Genomic DNA, 18,611 nt, shown 5'->3' with positions numbered 1-18,611 from the left:
CCTCCCACCGAGTCCCGGCCCACTGTTCACGCTATGACGAAGCCACCGCGCCCACCGGGGAACTCGCATAAGTCGCAAAACAATTATGGGTCAAAATCGGGCACGCGCCAGCGAAAGCCGGAACTCGCACCGGGGCCTCGGGTACCAGGCACGAAACAGGCCCGCCGTCCGGGACGGCGGGCCTGTCGGGGACCTCGGAACGAAAGCCTCAGCGTGCGAACGTCGCAGCCTGATCGGCGAGATCGAGCAGCGGCTGCGGGAACACGCCGAGCACCAGCGTGGCCGCGGCCGTGAGGGCGACGACGGTGGTGGTCAGGGTCGGGAATACCAGCACCGGCGGTGTGGCGGGGGAATCGGTGAAGAACATGAGCACGATGACCCGCACGTAGAAGAAGGCCGCGATGGCACTGCAGATCACGCCCACGATGACCAGTGCGGACGCGCCGCCCGAGGACGCCGCCTCGAACACCGCGAACTTGGCCATGAACCCGCCGGTCAGCGGAATGCCCGCGAAGGACAGCAGGAAGAGCGCGAAAATCGAAGCCAGCCAAGGCGATCGGCGACCCAGACCCGCCCACGCCGACAAAGCCGTTGCCTCATCACCGTTGTCGTCACGCACCAGCGAGACCACCGCGAACGCGCCGAGCGTGCCCAGCCCGTAGACCGCGAGGTAGAACAGCACCGCCGAGACGCCGGAGTCGTTGGCCGCGACCAGCGCGGTGAGAATGAAGCCCGCGTGCGCGATCGAGGAGTAGGCGAGCATGCGCTTCATATCGGTCTGCGTGATGGCCAGCACCGCGCCGGCGATCATGGTCGCGATGGCCACGGCCGCCAGCACCGGCCGCCAGTCGTTGCGCAGATCCGGCACCGCGACGTAGAGCACTCGCAGCAGCGCGCCCACGGCCGCGATCTTGGTCGCCGCGGCCATGAACGCCGTCACGGGCGTCGGCGCGCCCTGGTACACATCGGGCACCCAGGACTGGAACGGCACCGCACCGATCTTGAAGAGCAGGCCGACCGCGAGCATCGCCACGCCCAGCACCGCCAGCGTGTGCGACCTGCCCGTGTCCCGGGTGACCGCCTCGGCGATGCCGGAGAACCGCACGGTCCCGGCGTAGCCGTACAGCAGCGCCATGCCGTACAGGAAGAACGCGGAGGAGAACGCCCCGAGCAGGAAGTACTTCAGCGCCGCTTCCTGCGACAGCAACCGCCGCCGCCGCGCCAGCCCGCACAGCAGGTACAGCGGCAGCGACAGCACCTCGAGCGCGATGAACATCGTGAGCAGGTCGTTCGAGGCCGGGAACAACAGCAGCCCGGCGACCGCGAACAGCGTGAGCGGGAAGACCTCGGTGGTCGAGATGCCCGCGCGCATCGCCGCGATCTCGTCCGAGCTGCCCGGCATCGACGCGGCCTGCGGGGTGAAGGCGTCCACCCCGCGCGCGGCGGTCAGACTCCAGGTGCCCGGGCCCTCCCGGTACATCGGCACCCGGTCGGCCCGCCGCTCGGCGATGAAGAGCAGGCCCAGGATGGAGACGACCAGGATGGCGCCCTGCAGGAACAGCGTCACCCCGTCGACGGCGACCGCGCCGACCACCGCCGTCGCCCGGGAGCCCCGCAGTCCGATGACCGCGCCCAGCGCCACGCCCATCCCGCCGAGTCCCAGGATCAACTGGATCAGGTAGCGGGATCGCCTGGGCGCGAACGCTTCCACCAGCACGCTGACGACCGCGACACCGAACACGATGAGCATCGGTGCGAGAAGCCGGTATTCGATACTCGGCGCGGGCAGCGCCGCCGCCAGTGGCGATTGCGCCACCGCGGCCAGCATCAGGGGTGTGCCGCTCACTTGTTCCCTCCTGTCGGGGACGCCTCCGGCGTGACCGCCGGAACCGGATCGTGCTGTCCGATGGTGGTGAGGGTGCGGGTCACGGCGGGATCGATGGTGTCCAGCACCGGTTTCGGATACACCCCGAGGAACAGCAGGGCCGCGAGCAGCGGCACCACGACCACCATTTCGCGCGGCAGCAGATCGTAGAGCCGCTCGTTGCCCGGCTTCACCGGCCCGGTCATCATGCGCTGGTACATCCACAGGATGTACAGCGCGGCCAGCACCAGCGCCGAGGCCGCGAAGATCGCCGCCACCGGGTAGCGCGTGAAAGTGCCCATCAGTACCAGGAATTCGCTGATGAAGGGCGCCAGCCCCGGCAGCGAGAGCGTGGCCAGACCGGAGATGAAGAACGTGCCCGCCAGAATCGGCGCGACCTTCTGCACCCCGCCGTATTCGGCGATGAGCCGGGTGCCCCGGCGCGAGACCAGGAAACCGGCGATCAGGAACAGCGCGGCGGTGGAGATGCCGTGATTGACCATGTACAGCGTCGCCCCGGTGCTGCCCTGCGTGGTGAGAGCGAAGATGCCCAGGATGATGAAGCCGAAGTGCGAGATCGAGGTGTAGGCGATCAGGCGCATGACATCGGTCTGCCCGATCGCCAGCAGTGCGCCGTAGATGATGCCGATGACCGCGAGCACGCAGATGAACGGCGCGTACGTGGCGGTGGCGTCGGGGAACAGCAGCAGGCAGTAGCGCAGCATGCCGAACGTGCCGACCTTGTCCACGATCGCCATCATGAGCACCGCGCTGGCCGGGGTCGCGGCGACAGCGGCATCGGGCAGCCAGGTGTGCAGCGGCCACAGCGGCGCTTTGACCGCGAACGCGAACATGAAGCCCAGGAACAGCGCGTTGAGCACCACCGGCCCGGCGCCGAGCTGCCCGGAGTTGGCCGCCTCCATCACGATTCGGAAATCGAAGGTGCCGCCGCCGTTCGCGCCGAGCTGCTCCCGCGCGGTCAGCACGTACAGCCCGATGACCGCGGCCAGCATGATCAGTCCGCCGAACAGGTTGTACAGCAGGAACTTCACCGCCGCCCGCGAGCGCTGGGCGCGCATGGCCGCGTCGGCGGTCTTGGGTCCGAAGCCGCCGATGAGGAAGTACATCGGGATGAGCATGACCTCGAAGAACACGTAGAACATCAGGATGTCGAGCGCGGTGAACGACAGCAGCACCATGGCTTCGACCACCAGGGTGAGCGCCACGTAGTAGTGCGCCACCCGCGGCCCGGTGCCCACCTCGCGGTCGTCCTGCCAGCCCGCGAGCAGCAGCAGGGGGACCAGCCCGGCGGTCAGCAGCACCAGAACCATGGCGATGCCGTCCAGGCCCAGGGTGTACCCCGCACCGAAAGCCGGGATCCATTCGTGGGATTCGACGAACTGGAAGTGATCGCCGCCGGGCTGGAACATCCAGGCCAGCCACATGCCGACACCGAGCGTGGCCAGGGAGACCACGAGCGCGAAGATCCGGGCGGCGTTCCGCCACCCGGCCGGGAACAGCAGCACCAGCACGGCTCCGATGGCCGGAACCGCCCACAGCGTCGTCAGCCAGGGAAAGTCACTCAAAACAACCTCACCGCCAGCAGGGCGGCGGCCACCAGTGCCGCGCCGGTGAACATGGACAGGGCGTACGAGCGCACGAAACCGGTTTGCACGCGCCGGATTCGGCCCGACAGTCCGCCGATGACGGCCGCGGTGGTGTTCACCAGACCGTCGATGCCGCGATTGTCGACGAACACCAGCGATCGGGTCACGTGCTGTCCGGGCCGCATGAACGCGGCCTCGTTGAAGGCGTCGCCGTACAGGTCGCGGCGCGCGGCCACGGTGAGCCGGGAGCCGGCGGGCGCGACCTCGGGAATCGGATGATTGGCGTACTGGTCGTAGGCCACCCACACGCCGGCCGCGACGACCGCGAGGGCGAACAGCGTGATCGCCCACACCGGGATGATCGGTTCGCCGTGATGCGCGCCGACCACCGGTTCGAGCCAATTCTGCAGGGCCGAACCGTAAGCCAGCAGCGCGCCGGAGAACACCGAGCCGAAGGCCAGCAGAATCATGGGGCCGGTCATGGAGGCGGGCGACTCGTGCGGGTGCGTGCCCTCCTTCCAGCGCTTCTCACCGAAGAAGGTGAGCAGCATGACGCGGGTCATGTAGAAGGCGGTGATGCCCGCACCGGCCAGGGCGGCGATGCCGGTGATGATGCCGCCGAAACCGCCGTGCGCGAAGGCCGCCTCGATGATCCGGTCCTTGGAGAAGAATCCGGCGAAGGGCGGTATGCCCAGGATGGCCAGGTAGCCGAGTCCGAATGTCACGTAGGTGATCGGCAGCAGCTTGCGCAGGCCGCCGTACCGTCGCATATCGGTTTCGTCGTTCATCGCGTGCATGACCGAGCCCGCGCCCAGGAAGAGCCCGGCCTTGAAGAAGCCGTGCGTGAGCAGGTGCATGATGGCCGCGGCGTAGCCGACCGGACCCAGGCCCACCGCCAGCATCATGTAGCCGATCTGGCTCATGGTCGAGGCGGCCAGGGCCTTCTTGATGTCGTCCTTGGCGCAGCCGATGATCGCGCCGTACAGCAGCGTCACCGCGCCGACCGCCATGACCGCGGCCTGCGCACCCGGGGCGAGATCGAAGATGGGGTTCGAGCGCGCGATCAGGTACACGCCCGCGGTGACCATGGTGGCCGCGTGGATGAGCGCCGACACCGGGGTCGGGCCCTCCATCGCGTCCCCGAGCCACGCCTGCAGCGGGACCTGCGCGGACTTGCCGCACGCGCCCAGCAGCAGCATCAGCCCGATGCCGGTGAGCGCCGCGGAGCTCGCCTGGTCGGCGGCCCCGAACACCCCGCGGTAGTCCACGGTCCCGAAGGTCGCGAACATGATCATGAGCGCGATGGCCAGGCCCATGTCGCCGACCCGGTTCACGATGAACGCCTTCTTGGCCGCCGCCGTGGCGGAAGGCTTGTCGTACCAGAAGCCGATGAGCAGGTAGGACGCCAGGCCCACACCCTCCCAGCCCAGGTACAGCACCAGGTAGTTGTCCGCCAGGACCAGCACCAGCATGGCCGCCAGGAACAGGTTCAGGTAGGCGAAGAAGCGCCGCCGCCCGGGATCGTGCGACATGTAGCCGACGGAGTAGATGTGAATGAGCGACCCGACGCCGGTGATCAGCAGCGCGAAGCACATCGAGAGCTGATCGAGCCCGAGCGCGAAGTCCACGTGCAGCCCGTTGACCGGAACCCAGCTGAACAGCGTATGCCGAACGGCCCGTTCGTCGTTCGCGCGACCGAGCATCTCCCAGAAGGCCCACGCGGCCACCCCGAACGAGCTCAGCGCGAGCCCCGTCCCGAGCAGGTGCCCCCACTTGTCACTGAATCGCCCGAGCAGCAACAGGATCACGGCGCCGCTCAGGGGCAGCGCCGGCAGCAGCCACAGCATCAACTGTGCGGTATCCATGTCAGTACCGCAGCAGGTTGGCGTCGTCGACCGAGGTCGAGCGACGGGCGCGGAAGATGGTCATGATGATCGCGAGGCCGACCACGACCTCGGCGGCGGCCACCACCATGGTGAAGAAGGCGAAGACCTGACCGTCCAGATTGTTGTGCAGGCGCGCGAAGGTGACGAACGCGAGGTTCACCGCGTTGAGCATCAGCTCCACGCACATGAACACCACGATCGCGTTGCGCCGCACCAGCACCCCGGCCGCGCCGATGGTGAAGAGCAGGGCGGAGAGGTAGAGATAGTTGTCCGGGTTCACCGCAAGCCTTCCGTGTCAGATCCGGAGTCGTCGCTGTCCTTGCCATTCCCGTTGCCGCCGTTGTCTTCCGCGCCGCTGCCGACGGTGCGCACCACGGCTTCCTCGTGCGCGCGGTTGCGGCGGTGCCGCAGGATGCTGCTGACCGAGAGTTCCTCGAAGGAGCCGTCCGGAAGGCGCGCGGGGGCGTCGACCGCGTTGTGGCGGGCGTACACACCGGGCGTGGGCAGCGGGGTGACCCGCTTGCCGTCCCGGAACCGCTGTTTGGACATCTCCCGCTGATCCTGACGCGGCCCGAAGCGCTCGCGGTGCGCGAGCACCATGGCGCCGATGGTCGCGGTGATCAGCAGCGCGCCGGTCAGCTCGAACGCCCAGATGTACTTCAGGAAGATGAGTTCGGCCAGCGCGGCGACGGTGTCGTTCCCGCCCAGCCCCGGACCGGTCGCCGCCACGTCGGGGGCGTTCATCCCGCGCGCGATGCCCGCGATCATGAGCATGCCGAAGCCGACGCCGACCACGATCACCGCGATGCGCTGCCCGCGCAGGGTTTCGCGCAGCGACTCCGCGGAGTCCACGCCGACCAGCATGAGCACGAACAGGAACAGCATCATGACCGCGCCGGTGTAGACCACGATCTGCACCACGCCCAGGAACAGCGCGCTCTGGGCGATGTAGAAGGCCGAGAGCGTGATCATGGTGGCGGCCAGGCACAGCGCGGAGTGCACGGCCTTGCGGGCGCACACCATGCCGAGCGCGCCCGCCACGGCCACCACCGACAGAATCCAGAACTGCACGGCTTCACCGGTACCGGTGTGCGTCATGACTTCTTGCGCCGGTGCGGCATTGAGGATGTTCATCACTTCTTCCCCTCCGCTGCGGCCAGCTCGCTCGGCGCGCCGGGAACCTCGCCGCGGTAGTACGAACCCTCGTCCGCGCCGGGGTACATCTCGTGCGGCGCGGCCACCATGCCCGGCTGCATCGGCGCGAGCAGGTCCCGCTTCTCCAGGATGAGATCGACGCGATTGTCGTCGGCCAGTTCGTATTCGTTGGTCATGGTCAGCGCCCGCGTCGGGCACGCCTCGATGCACAGGCCGCAGCCGATGCAGCGCAGGTAGTTGATCTGGTAGACGCGGCCGTAGCGCTCACCGGGGGAGAAGCGCTCTTCCTCGGTGTTGTCCGCGCCTTCGACGAAGATGGCGTCGGCCGGGCAGGCCCACGCGCACAGCTCGCAGCCGATGCACTTCTCGAGCCCGTCCGGATGCCGATTGAGCTGGTGCCGGCCGTGATAGCGCGGCTGGGTCGGTGTCTTGACCTCCGGGTAGAGCTCGGTGTTGGGCTTCTTGAACATGGTCGCCGCGGTGACGTAGAAGCCGCCGAGCGGTTCCAGCAGACCGGGTTTCGGCCCCGTCTTGCCCGCCGCGGCGGGCATGGGCGGCACCGGGAAATCCGAGTACTGGCTTGTCGATTCGGGATCGGGGGCCGCCTTGGTCCGGTCGTCGCCCGCGTGCCCGGCCCTGAGCACCAGTCCGATCAGCAGACCCGCGATCAGCAGGCCGCCGATGATCATGCCCGGGGTCTGGACCCGGATGCCCTCGTTCTCGAGTGCGCGCAGCGTGGCCACGAACATCACCCAGGCCAGCGACACCGGAATCAGCAGCTTCCAGCCGAGATTCATGAACTGGTCGTAGCGCAGGCGCGGGAGCGTGCCGCGCAGCCAGATGAACACGAACAGGAAGGTCCACACCTTGGCCGTGAACCACAGCATGGGCCACCAGCCCGAGTTCGCGCCCGCCCACAGGCTGATCGGGAACGGTGCGTGCCAGCCGCCGAAGAACAGCGTGGTGGCCAGCGCGGAAACCGTTGCCATGTTGATGTACTCGGCCATCATGAACATGGCGAACTTGAGCGAGGAGTACTCGGTGTGGAAGCCGCCGACCAGCTCGCCCTCGGCCTCGGGGAGATCGAAGGGCGCGCGGTTGGTCTCACCGACCATGGACACCGCGTAGATCAGGAACGAGGGCAGCAGCAGGAAGACGTACCAGGTGCCGTACTGGGCCTCCACGATGCCCGAGGTGGCCATGGTGCCCGAGAGCAGGAACACCGCCGCGAAGCACAGCGCCATGGCGATCTCGTAGGAGATGACCTGCGCGGTGGAGCGCAGCCCGCCCAGCAGCGGGTACGTCGAGCCCGACGCCCAGCCCGCGAGCACGATGCCGTACACGCCGACCGAGGCCATGGCCAGCACGTACAGCACGCCCACCGGCATATCGGTCAGCTGCAGCGGGGTGCGCTCGCCGAAGATCGAAACCTCCGGGCCGAACGGGATCACCGCGAACGCCATGACCGCCGGGATCAGCGAAATGATCGGCGCCAGAATGAAGATGGGCTTGTCGACGATGGCCGGGATGATGTCCTCTTTGAGGAGCATCTTCACGCCGTCGGCGATGGACTGCAGGCTGCCGCGCGGGCCGACCCGGTTCGGGCCGACGCGCATCTGCATGAACGCCACGATCTTGCGCTCGGCGTAGACCGCCAGCATGGGGATCAGCAGCAGGAACACGAAGATGCCGACCGACTTGAGCAGGATCAGCCACCACGGGTCACGGCCGAACACGCCCAGCGGATCGGGTTCGGTTCCGGCGGCCTGGGCGAGCAGGTAGTGACCCGCGAACGCCCCGGTCGACACGAGCTCACTCACGGTGGTCCTCCCGTCGGATACGCACCAGGTGACCGGGTGTGGTGCCGAGTTGCACCAGCACGTCGGCGCCGGATGAATTCATGGGCAGCCAGACGACCCGGTCCGGCATCTCGGTGATGACCAGGGGCAGGGTGATGTGGCCGTGATCGTTGTTCACGGTGACCGGATCGCCGGTGGTGGCGCCGATTTCGGCGGCGGTGGCCTGCGAGAGCCGCACCACCGGCGGCCGGGCGGTGCCGGCCAGATTCGGTTCGCCGTCCTGCAGGCGGCCGCGGTCGACCAGCATGCGCCAGGACGCCAGCACCGCGGTGCCCGAGGCCGCCAGCGTCGGCGGCTGCGGTGGATCGGCGGGGGTGGCCGGAGCGGGGCCGTCCCAGGCGCCCAGATCGGCCAATTCGGCACGGGCGCTTGCCACATCGGGCAGGCCCAGGCGCACGTTCATCTCCTGGGCGATGGCGTCCAGCACCCGATGCTCGGGCATCGGCATGGCCTCGCGGCGCACGGTGGCGTCGCGCAGCGCGGCGTCGAATTGGCGGTGCCTGCCCTCCCAGGTGAGGAAGGTGCCCGCCTTCTCCATGGCCGAGGCCACCGGGAACACCACGTCGGCGCGATCGCTGATATCGCTGCGCCGCAGCTCGAGGCTGACCACGAAGCTCGCGGCGTCGATGGCGGTGAGCGCGGCGTGCGGATCGGGCATGTCGCCGACCTCCACGCCGCCGATGAGCAGAGCGCCCAGCGTCGGCGCGGACGCCAGGATGGCGGCGGTGTCCCGGCCCGGTTCCGTCGGCAGGTTCTGCACGCCCCAGGCGTCGCGAACCTGCTGGCGCGCAACGGGATCGGCCACCGGTCGGCCGCCGGGCAGCACGACGGGCAGTGCGCCCGCCTCGAGCGCGCCGCGCTCGCCGGCCCGGCGGGGAATCCAGGCCAGGGCGGCCCCGGTCTCGTCCGCCAGGCGGGCCGCGGCGGACAAGCCGCCGGGGATGCCGCCGAGCCGCTCACCGACCAGGATCAGCGCGCCCTCCGCGCGCAACAGGGTCCCGATGTGGTGCAGCAGGCCCGGCGCGACCTTGTAGGTGTCCGACGTGCCGGTCCGAATCGCTTCCAGCAGATGCGATTCCGCGCCCGGCGCGGCCGGGAGCAGGGTGCCGGACATGCGTTGCAGACCGCGCGTGAGATACGGCGCGATGGAAATGATCTCGGTGCGGAACTTGCGCGCCGCCTTGCGCAGGCGCAGGTACACCATCGGCGATTCCTCTTCGGCCTCGAACCCGGCCATGAGCACGATCGGGGCGCGCTCGAGCGCCGCGTAATCGACCGTGATGCCCTGTCCCGCAATGCGAGCCGCGAGGAAGTCGGCCTCCTCCGCGGAGTGTTCCCGGGCGCGGAAGTCGATGTCGTTGGTGTTCAGGCCGACGCGGGCGAACTTGGAGTAGGCGTAGGCGTCCTCGAGGGTGACGCGCCCGCCCACCAGCACACCGGCGTTGCCGCGGGCCGCGGCCAGTCCGCGCGCGGCGTGCGCGATCGCCTCGGACCACGACGCGGGCTGCAGCGTGCCGTCCCAGGTGCGCACCAGCGGGGTGGTGAGCCGGTCCGGCTCGGTGGCGTACTGGAAGGCGAATCGGCCCTTGTCGCAGTTCCATTCCTCGTTGACCTGCGGATCGTCACCGGCCAGGCGGCGCATGACCTTGCCGCGCCGGTGATCGGTGCGCTGGGCGCAACCCGAGGCGCAGTGCTCGCACACCGCCGGGCTGGACACCAGATCGAAGGGCCGGGCCCGGAACCGGTACGTGCTGCCGGTCAGCGCGCCGACCGGGCAGATCTGCACGGTGTTGCCGGAGAAATAGGAGTCCATCGGCTCCCCGGCGGCGATGCCCACCTGTTGCAGCGCCCCGCGATCCATCAGCTCGATGAACGGGTCCCCGGCCACCTGCTGGGAGAACCGCGTGCAGCGCGCGCACAGCACGCAGCGCTCACGGTCCAGCAGGATGGCCGAGGACAGCGGAATCGGCTTGGGATAGGTGCGTTTGACCCCGTCGAACCGGGATTCGGCGCGTCCGGTGGACATGGCCTGGTTCTGCAGCGGGCATTCGCCGCCCTTGTCGCACACCGGGCAGTCCAGGGGGTGATTGATGAGCAGCAGCTCCATCACGCCCTCCTGCGCCTTGGCGGCCACGGGGGAGGAGACCTGGGTGTGGATCACCATGCCCTCGGCCACGGTCTGGGTGCAGGAGGCCACCGGCTTGCGCTGGCCCTCCACGTCGACCAGGCACTGGCGGCAGGCGCCGACCGGGTCGAGCAGCGGATGGTCGCAGAAACGCGGAATCTGCACGCCGATGAGTTCGGCGGCGCGGATCACCAGCGTGCCCGCGGGCACGGAAACCACTGTGCCGTCGATGGTTACGCTCACCATGTCGGTGGGTGTCACACCGCTGGCGCTGGTGTTGGCTATCGCGGTCATTCCACTCCTTCAGCCCAGACGGTGGTCTTGGCCGGGTCCAGAGGGCAGGCGCCGAGGCGGATGTGTTCGGCGTACTCGTCGCGGAAGTACTTCAGGGAGGAGAAGATCGGGCTGGCGGCGCCGTCCCCGAGCGCGCAGAAGGATTTGCCGTTGATGTTGTCGGCGATGTCCATGAGCTTGTCGAGGTCGGTCTCGTGGCCCTGCCCGTTCTCGAGCCGTTGCAGCAGCTGAACCAGCCAGTACGTGCCCTCGCGACAGGGGGTGCACTTGCCGCAGGACTCGTGGGCGTAGAACTCGGTCCAGCGCAGCACCGCCCGCACCACGCAGGTGGTCTCGTCGAAGATCTGCAGGGCCTTGGTGCCTAGCATGGAGCCCGCGGCCATCACGCCCTCGTAGTCGAGGGGGACGTCGAGGTGCTCCTCGGTGAACAGCGGGGTCGAGGAGCCGCCCGGGGTCCAGAACTTCAGCGTGTGCCCGGCGCGAACGCCGCCGGCGTGAACCAGCAACTGCCGCAGCGTGATTCCCAGGGGAGCTTCGTACTGCCCGGGTTGCGTCACGTGACCCGAGAGCGAATACAGCGTGAAGCCGGGGGATTTCTCGCTGCCGAACGACCGGAACCAATCCACGCCGTTGGCGATGATGGCCGGGACCGAGGCGATGGATTCCACGTTGTTGACCACGGTCGGACAGGCGTACAGGCCCGCGACCGCGGGGAACGGGGGCCGCAGCCGCGGCTGACCGCGGCGGCCCTCGAGCGAATCCAGCAGCGCGGTCTCCTCACCGCAGATGTAGGCGCCCGCCCCGGCGTGCACCACGATCTCCAGGTCGTAGCCCGAACCCTGGATGTTGCGGCCCAGATAACCCGCGGCGTAAGCCTGTTCGACCGCGGCCTGCAACCGGCGCAGCACCGGCACCACCTCGCCGCGCACGTAGATGAACGCGTGCGAGGCCCGGATGGCGTAGGAGGCGATGACGACACCCTCGATCAGGGTGTGCGGGGTCGCCAGCATGAGCGGAATGTCCTTGCAGGTACCCGGTTCCGACTCGTCGGCGTTGACCACCAGGTAGTGCGGTTTGGTGACGCCGTCCGGACCGGGGCCCTGCGGGATGAAGCCCCACTTCATGCCGGTGGGGAAGCCCGCGCCGCCGCGACCGCGCAGACCGGAGTCCTTGACGGTGGCGATGACCTCGTCGGGCTGCATCCGCAGCGCCTTGGGCAGGGCCCGGTAGCCGCCCTGCGTGCGATAGGCGTGCAGATCCCAGGAGTCGGGCTCGGCCCAGTGCTTGGAGAGAACGGGGGTCAGCGTCGTCACTTCGTACCTCCCTGTTCCTTCTCGGCGGCGTGCAGTCCGGCCAGGGTGGCCGGGCCCGCGACGCCGTCGGTCGCGCCGGGGCGGGTGTCGGGATAGCCGGCCAGGATGCGCGCGGTCTCGCGGAAGGTGCACAGCGGAATGCCGCTGCGCGAGGCCGTCACCTGGTCGCCCTTGCGCAGCGAATCCACCAGTGCCCGAGCCGATTCGGGAGTCTGATTGTCGAAGAACTCCCAGTTGACCATGATCACCGGCGCGAAGTCGCAGGCGGCGTTGCACTCGATGTGCTCGAGGGTGACCGCGCCGTCGGGCGTGGTCTCCCCGTGCTTGATGCCCAGGTGCTGTTTCAGATCGGCGAGGATCTCGTCGCCGCCCATGACCGCGCACAGCGTGTTGGTGCACACGCCGACGTGGTAGTCACCGGTGCGCGTGCGCCGGTACATGGAGTAGAAGGTGGCGACCGCGGTCACCTCGGCGTCGGTCAATCCCAGCTGCTCGGCACAGAATTCGATGCCGGTGCCCGAGACGTACCCCTCCACCGACTGCACCAGGTGCAGCAGCGGCAGCAACGCGGAGCGCGACTGCGGGTACCGGGCGATGATCTCCCGGGCGTCGACCTCGAGCCGGTCGTGCACCGGCTGCGGATACGGGATCGGCCGTGCGGTCAGGTTGAGCAGGATCTCTGTCATCGGTCAACGCCACCCATCACCGGATCGATACTGGCCACCGCGGCGATGACGTCGGCGACCATGCCGCCCTCGCACATCGCCGCCACCGCTTGCAGATTCGTGAACGAGGGATCGCGGAAGTGGACCCGGTAGGGGCGGGTGCCGCCGTCGCTCACCATGTGCACGCCCAGCTCGCCGCGCGGGGATTCCACCGCCGTGTACACCTGGCCCGGCGGCACGCGCAGGCCCTCGGTCACCAGCTTGAAGTGGTGGATCAGCGACTCCATGGACTCGCCCATGATCTTGGAGATGTGCTTGGGCGAATTGCCGAGGCCGTCGGGACCCAGTTCCAGGTCCGCGGGCCAGGCTATCTTCTTGTCCGAGACCATGATCGGACCCGGACGCAGCTTGTCCAAGCACTGCTCGACGATCTTGAGCGACTCGCGCATCTCGTTCACGCGAATGAGGTAGCGGCCGTAGCAGTCGCAGCCCGTGTCGACCATGACGTCGAATTCGTAGTTCTCGTAGCCGCAGTACGGCTGGGCCTTGCGCAGATCGTGCGGCAGTCCGGTCGAGCGCAGCACCGGGCCGGTGATGCCCAGGGCCATGCAGCCGGTCAGATCCAGGTAGCCGACGTTGCGGGTGCGGGCCTTCCAGATCGGGTTCTCGTTGAGCAGCAGTTCGAGATCGCGCAGGCGCTTGGGCAGCAGGTCCAGCAGCTCACGGACCTTCTGCACGCCGTCCTCGGGCAGGTCCTGGGAGACGCCGCCGGGCCGGATGTAGGCGTGATTCATGCGCAGGCCGGTGATGTTCTCGAACACGTCCAGGATCAGTTCGCGCTCGCGGAACCCGAACAGCATGGGCGTGAGCGCGCCCAGCTCCATGCCGCCGGTGGCCAGGGCCACCAGATGCGAGGAGATGCGGTTGAGTTCCATGAGCATGACGCGAATGACGCTGGCGCGTTCGGGCACATCGTCGGTGATGCCCAGCAGTTTCTCGACGCCGAGGCAGTACGCCGTCTCGTTGAAGAAGGGGGACAGGTAGTCCATGCGGGTCACGAAGGTGACGCCCTGCACCCAGCTCCGGTACTCGAGGTTCTTCTCGATTCCGGTGTGCAGGTAGCCGATTCCGCACCGGGCCTCGGTGACGGTCTCGCCCTCGATCTCCAGAATGAGCCGTAGCACCCCATGTGTGGAGGGGTGCTGCGGTCCCATGTTCACGACGATGCGTTCTTCGGCCGCTCCATCGAGGGATTGGCGGATCTCGTCCCAGTCGTTGCCCACCAGCGTGATCGAGCGTTCGGGCCGATCCGCGGTGTCCGGCCGGGACTGAATGTCAGTGTCGTTCATTAGCTGTACGTCCTCCGCTCGTCGGGCGGCGGGATACGCGCACCCTTGTACTCGACCGGGATCCCGCCGAGCGGGTAGTCCTTGCGCTGGGGGTGTCCGCGCCAGTCGTCGGGCATCGAGATACGGGTCAGCGAGGGATGACCGTCGAAGAGGATGCCGAAGAAGTCATAGGTCTCGCGCTCGTGCCAGTCCGTGGTGGGATACACGGAGTAGAGCGAGGGCAGGTGCGGATCGGCGTCCGGAATCGAGATCTCCAGGCGCACACGGCGATTGTGCGTGATGGAGTTCAGGTGATACACCGCGTGCAACTCCCGGCCCGTCTCCTCCGGAAAGTGCGCGCCGTTCACGCCCAGGCACAGTTCGAACCGCAGCGCCGCGTCGTTGCGCAGGGTCAGCGCGACCACCGGCAGGTGCTCACGCCGCACGTGCAGGGTCAACTCGCCCCGGAACACCACGATCTTCTCGATGGCGTCCTCGAACCGCGACGCGGTGCCCTCGAGCGCGCGGCGCAGCGCCGCGACCAGGTCGTCGAAGTAGCCGCCGTACGGGGGCGCGCTGCCGCCGGGCAGCGCGACCGTGCGCACCAGCCGGCCGTAGCCGGAGGTGTCGCCGGTGCCGGACACACCGAACATGCCCTGCCGCACACCGATCACCTCGTCGGGCGGGGCCTGCGCGGGTTCGGTTGCGGGGGAGTCGGATTCGCTCGCACCCTGCGCCTTGATCGCGCTTTCCTCCGGCGGGCTCTCGGTATTCGACGTCGAATCGAAGGTCATCGCAGCAGCCCCTTCATCTGAATGGTGGTGGGGCTGCCGAGGGCGGCGGCTTCCGCGGCGCGGATCGCTTCCTCGCGATTGACGCCGAGCGGGGATTCCTGAATCTTCTCGTGCAGCTTCAGGATCGCGTTCAACAGCATCTCCGGGCGCGGCGGGCAGCCGGGCAGGTAGATGTCCACCGGCACGACGTGATCCACGCCCTGCACGACGGCATAGTTGTTGAACATGCCGCCCGAGGATGCGCACACACCCATGGCCAGCACCCATTTCGGTTCGGTCATCTGGTCGTAGACCTGACGCAGGACCGGGGCCATCTTCTGGCTCACCCGGCCCGCGACGATCATGAGATCGGCCTGGCGCGGGGACGCGCGAAACGCCTCCATGCCGAAGCGGGCGATATCGAATCGCCCGCCGCCGGTGGCCATCATTTCGATCGCGCAGCATGCCAGGCCGAACGTCGCCGGCCAGAGCGAACTCTTGCGCAGATAGCCGGCCATATCTTCCACCGTGCTCAGCAGAAAACCGCTGGGCAGTTTTTCCTCGAGACCCATGTCGGACTACATCTCCTGGATCGGAACCACCCCGCGTGCGCGGGGTGTAGTTGGAATCCCCCTGACGCCGCTCAATCCCAGCTGAGCCCGCCTCGCCTCCACTCGTAGGCGTACGCCACCGAGACGTTGAAGATGAACAGCGCCATCGCGGCCAGCCCGAACAGACCGAGCGAGTCGAAGTGGACCGCCCACGGGTAGAGGAACACGATTTCGATGTCGAAGATGATGAACAGCATCGCGGTGAGGTAGTACTTCACCGGGAAGCGTTGCCCCCCTGTGTTTCCCGGCCCGCCACCGATGGCGTGCGGGGTCGCTTCGATACCGCATTCGTAGGGTTCGAGCTTGGCGCGGTTGTAGCGCTTGGGCCCGACGAGCGAAGCCAAGAGAACGGAGAACACTGCGAACGCGGCGGCTACCGCGCCGAGCACGAGCGTCGGCACTTCGATATTCACAACAGAACTACCCCTCCTGCGGACTGGACGCGTGTGGACGGCAGCTGCCGAGGCGGGCGGACAGCATCGGCGGCCGTGCCAGTCGCATCGGGGCGCCGCTCGTCGACGGCACGGACTTCGGGGACTGACGCGGCTGCTTTGATACCGACGCCCGCGCTCATGTGAGCTACGGCACAGCCTACAACTCACACGAGAACATACATGACGTTTCGCGACCGCTTTTGATCGCATTCGGAACGGTCTTTCATGACCGATTCGACGGAATCGCGGACGTCACGTGACAGAGATATCCCCTGGTGGCGGGGAGATGGAAGACTAAGCCGCAGGGCGGCTGCGGATTACCCCGAGCACGGCGTCGGTGAGACGGATGGGGTCGATGGGGTGTGAGACCGCGGCGTCCGCGCGCGACCAATTGGCAAGCCAGGCATCATCGGGACGCCCGGTCAGCACGAGAATCGGCGGGCAATCCGCGATTTCGTCCTTGAGCTGTTTGGCCAGCCCGAGACCACCGGTCGGGGCAGCCTCGCCATCGAGGATGAGCAGATCATGCTCGTGCGCATCCAGGCGCTCGATCACGATCGGACCCGTCGCCACCTCGAGATACTCGAGCGGTGGAAGGTCTGGATACGGCCTTCTACCCAGGGCCAGCATGACCTGGCTCCTGGTGTCGGCATCACTGCTGTAGACGAGAACCCGCAGTACGGCGGGGCGTTTCGCATCAGCCACGCACCGGATGGTACGTGCCGGACCGGTGCTCTCGTGGCAGCTTCGCGCGAACGCGCGTGCGCGTCGGCGGATCGCCTGTCGCACAATGTGTTGCCGGGCGTCGATGCGTGAGTCGTGACCGGTAGCATCCGCCGAATGCGGGGAGCTGTCACCGGCAGGCCGATCGAAACCGACGTGTGGACCGATGAACCGGCGGGGGAGTGCGCGGTCGGCGTAGTCTGGAATGCGCTGTATCACCCGCTTCGGCAATTCCGATGGGAGAAGGACCGGCCCACAGTGTTCGGGCCGGTGACCATCGTGAACGAGGGTCTTCGCATGTGGCTGCCGGTGGACGGTTCGAGACCGATGCCTTCATCGCGGCCGCTGCCGCCGCGAGTCGAGCTGCCGCGCCGTCGTTTTCGCGGAGGCTCGATCCGGTGAAGGGGCGGGTGGAAGTGGTGCCCGGTGGGCACCTGGTCGCGTGTATCGACGGGGTGATCATCGTGGTCGCGCACCGCGCGGACGAACCGGTGACCGCCGACTCGGAGGCGGTGACGGTGCTGGACACCCTGGCCGAACTCGTCCAAGAGGCGGCTTCGCAGGAAACCCGGCGCACCGGAAGAACTTTCGCGCGGCTGGTCTCGAAGTGGCTGATGGGTCGCGCGGACGAGGATCGGGTCGAGTTCGGCGTGCTGACACCGGGAACCCGAGGCTTGTCGGTGTTCCTGCACGGCGGGGTGACGGCGATCCTGGAGGACGCCGATCACTTCGAGGTGCTGCACGGACGGGATGCGGGCTTCACCATCGACCGGGTCGTGACCCCGGCTCCCGCGCACGCGGCGGCGGTCTTCGTGGACGGGGACTCGCCCCGCACCGAACTCCCCGAACCGGGGATCTGGTCACTGTCCTCGGGACTCATGCCCGGTGACGGCGCGATGCTGTGGCTCGGTGCGCGCGCGGAGGTGGCGGCGCAGCGCGGCGCCGGCGCTCGAGAACTGCGCCCGCGCACACTGCCCTCGGTGGCGGCACACCGGGATTCGGCGGAGCACAGCGGCGAGCCGCCACGCGGCGACGGCACATCCCTCGCCGACCATGGAGATGCGGAGTCCATGGATCGCGGCGACCGGGCACAGCGCGGATACAACGGCGAGCACGGTGCAGGGCTGCGCAACCCGGAATCCGAACGCGGCACCGACGGCATCGACAGCGGTGCCGAGAACGCCGAGCAGGGTGATGCCGGCTCCCCACCAACAGGACTTGTTCACGGCGAGAGGGGAGCCGAACCGCATCGCTCGTCGACACTCGGTCCCGGCGCAGCGACCGGGCACACCGGCGACCTTTCCGCCGAGTCGGGGCGCGAGCGCGGTGAGCCTGGCCGCGTGAACACACCTTCCCACGACGGGTCCCCGAGTGCGGGCAACGACCGCCCGGCGGGGCCTGGCCACGACGGCACCCGCACCCCGCACAGTGGCGATCCATACAACTCGGGCGGTATCCCAGCGCGCGGCATCACGCCGCCGCGGGCGCAGCCGATCGTGCGCGGTTACCTGTGCGCCCGCAGGCATCTCAACGACCCACGCGCACACCTGTGTTCACAGTGCGGCGCCCGCCTCGATCAGCCCACCCGCGTCCTCGGCGAAGGCATCCGCCCGCCCCTGGGCCTCCTGCTACTGGACAACGGCACCTTCTACATCCTGGACTCCGACCTGGTGATCGGCCGCGAACCCGAACGCTCGGACCAGGTCCGCCGCGGCGCCCAGCCGGTCCGCATCCCCGACGCGTCCGCGGGCATGTCCCGCGTACACGCCGAAATCCGCCTGGTCGAATGGGATGTGGTCGTCGTCGACCGGGGCTCGGCGAACGGCACCCACATCCAGCAACCCGGCCGCCAGGACTGGCTGCGCGCGATGCCGGGCCACCCGACGCCGATTCAGCACGGCGCGCGAGTGACGTTGGGAGGCCGGGTGTTCACCTACGACTCCCAGCGTCGGCAGCGATAGCGCGAACTGCTCG

The 18,611-nt window shown here is 68.3% G+C and carries 15 protein-coding genes; 1 reads left to right on the top strand and 14 read right to left on the bottom strand.

Annotated features, from left to right (window positions below):
• Window positions 1-208 precede the first annotated feature (208 nt).
• The 14 genes from nuoN to ACFVBH_RS00455 form a co-directional block, all read right to left on the bottom strand.
• Window positions 209-1,828 carry an NADH-quinone oxidoreductase subunit NuoN gene (gene nuoN, locus ACFVBH_RS00520; RefSeq protein ID WP_379001543.1) on the bottom strand — a complete coding sequence of 540 codons (1,620 nt, stop codon included), beginning with the start codon at window positions 1,826-1,828 and terminating at the stop codon, window positions 209-211.
• 14 nt (window positions 1,829-1,842) lie between these two features.
• Window positions 1,843-3,450, bottom strand: coding sequence for an NADH-quinone oxidoreductase subunit M (locus ACFVBH_RS00515; RefSeq protein WP_378998455.1), 1,608 nt, complete (start codon window positions 3,448-3,450; stop codon window positions 1,843-1,845).
• Window positions 3,447-5,318 (bottom strand): NADH-quinone oxidoreductase subunit L, encoded by a 1,872-nt coding sequence (nuoL, locus tag ACFVBH_RS00510; RefSeq protein ID WP_379001541.1) that lies wholly within the window; start codon window positions 5,316-5,318, stop codon window positions 3,447-3,449. Before nuoL ends, ACFVBH_RS00515 begins: the two co-directional genes overlap by 4 nt.
• A 19-nt stretch (window positions 5,319-5,337) precedes the next feature.
• Complete coding sequence (nuoK, locus tag ACFVBH_RS00505) at window positions 5,338-5,637, bottom strand: NADH-quinone oxidoreductase subunit NuoK (RefSeq protein WP_354986740.1); 300 nt, start codon at window positions 5,635-5,637, stop codon at window positions 5,338-5,340.
• Window positions 5,634-6,491, bottom strand: a complete 858-nt coding sequence (locus tag ACFVBH_RS00500; RefSeq protein WP_378998453.1) for an NADH-quinone oxidoreductase subunit J — start codon at window positions 6,489-6,491, stop codon at window positions 5,634-5,636. The genes nuoK and ACFVBH_RS00500 overlap by 4 nt, the downstream gene beginning before the upstream one ends.
• A complete protein-coding gene (gene nuoH, locus ACFVBH_RS00495) occupies window positions 6,491-8,290 on the bottom strand; it encodes an NADH-quinone oxidoreductase subunit NuoH (protein WP_379001539.1) in 1,800 nt (599 codons plus the stop codon). Before nuoH ends, ACFVBH_RS00500 begins: the two co-directional genes overlap by 1 nt.
• Window positions 8,291-8,324: 34 nt before the next feature.
• Entirely contained in the window at window positions 8,325-10,790 is a 2,466-nt protein-coding gene (locus ACFVBH_RS00490) for an NADH-quinone oxidoreductase subunit G (protein ID WP_378998451.1), read from the bottom strand.
• On the bottom strand, window positions 10,787-12,103 hold the full coding sequence (gene nuoF / locus ACFVBH_RS00485) for an NADH-quinone oxidoreductase subunit NuoF (RefSeq protein ID WP_378998449.1): 1,317 nt from the start codon (window positions 12,101-12,103) through the stop codon (window positions 10,787-10,789). Before nuoF ends, ACFVBH_RS00490 begins: the two co-directional genes overlap by 4 nt.
• Entirely contained in the window at window positions 12,100-12,789 is a 690-nt protein-coding gene (nuoE, locus tag ACFVBH_RS00480) for an NADH-quinone oxidoreductase subunit NuoE (RefSeq protein WP_354986744.1), read from the bottom strand. Before nuoE ends, nuoF begins: the two co-directional genes overlap by 4 nt.
• Window positions 12,786-14,117 carry an NADH dehydrogenase (quinone) subunit D gene (gene nuoD, locus ACFVBH_RS00475; protein ID WP_378998447.1) on the bottom strand — a complete coding sequence of 444 codons (1,332 nt, stop codon included), beginning with the start codon at window positions 14,115-14,117 and terminating at the stop codon, window positions 12,786-12,788. Before nuoD ends, nuoE begins: the two co-directional genes overlap by 4 nt.
• Complete coding sequence (locus ACFVBH_RS00470; protein WP_354986746.1) at window positions 14,117-14,890, bottom strand: NADH-quinone oxidoreductase subunit C; 774 nt, start codon at window positions 14,888-14,890, stop codon at window positions 14,117-14,119. Before ACFVBH_RS00470 ends, nuoD begins: the two co-directional genes overlap by 1 nt.
• Window positions 14,887-15,441, bottom strand: a complete 555-nt coding sequence (locus tag ACFVBH_RS00465) for an NADH-quinone oxidoreductase subunit B family protein (protein ID WP_354986747.1) — start codon at window positions 15,439-15,441, stop codon at window positions 14,887-14,889. Before ACFVBH_RS00465 ends, ACFVBH_RS00470 begins: the two co-directional genes overlap by 4 nt.
• A 71-nt stretch (window positions 15,442-15,512) precedes the next feature.
• Complete coding sequence (locus tag ACFVBH_RS00460; protein ID WP_354986748.1) at window positions 15,513-15,893, bottom strand: NADH-quinone oxidoreductase subunit A; 381 nt, start codon at window positions 15,891-15,893, stop codon at window positions 15,513-15,515.
• Window positions 15,894-16,208: 315 nt separating this feature from the next.
• Window positions 16,209-16,619 carry a hypothetical protein gene (locus ACFVBH_RS00455; RefSeq protein WP_354986749.1) on the bottom strand — a complete coding sequence of 137 codons (411 nt, stop codon included), beginning with the start codon at window positions 16,617-16,619 and terminating at the stop codon, window positions 16,209-16,211.
• A gap of 416 nt (window positions 16,620-17,035) precedes the next feature.
• Between ACFVBH_RS00455 and ACFVBH_RS00450 the strand changes: the two genes are divergently transcribed.
• On the top strand, window positions 17,036-18,598 hold the full coding sequence (locus tag ACFVBH_RS00450) for an FHA domain-containing protein (RefSeq protein WP_378998443.1): 1,563 nt from the start codon (window positions 17,036-17,038) through the stop codon (window positions 18,596-18,598).
• The last annotated feature ends 13 nt before the right edge of the window (window positions 18,599-18,611 follow it).

It is taken from the genome of Nocardia sp. NPDC057668 (genome assembly GCF_042799795.1).
In the GTDB taxonomy this organism is placed as follows: Bacteria; Actinomycetota; Actinomycetes; order Mycobacteriales; family Mycobacteriaceae; genus Nocardia.
The sequence above is the reverse complement of the archived record's forward strand: the minus strand, read 5'-3'. Positions and strand labels throughout refer to the sequence as shown.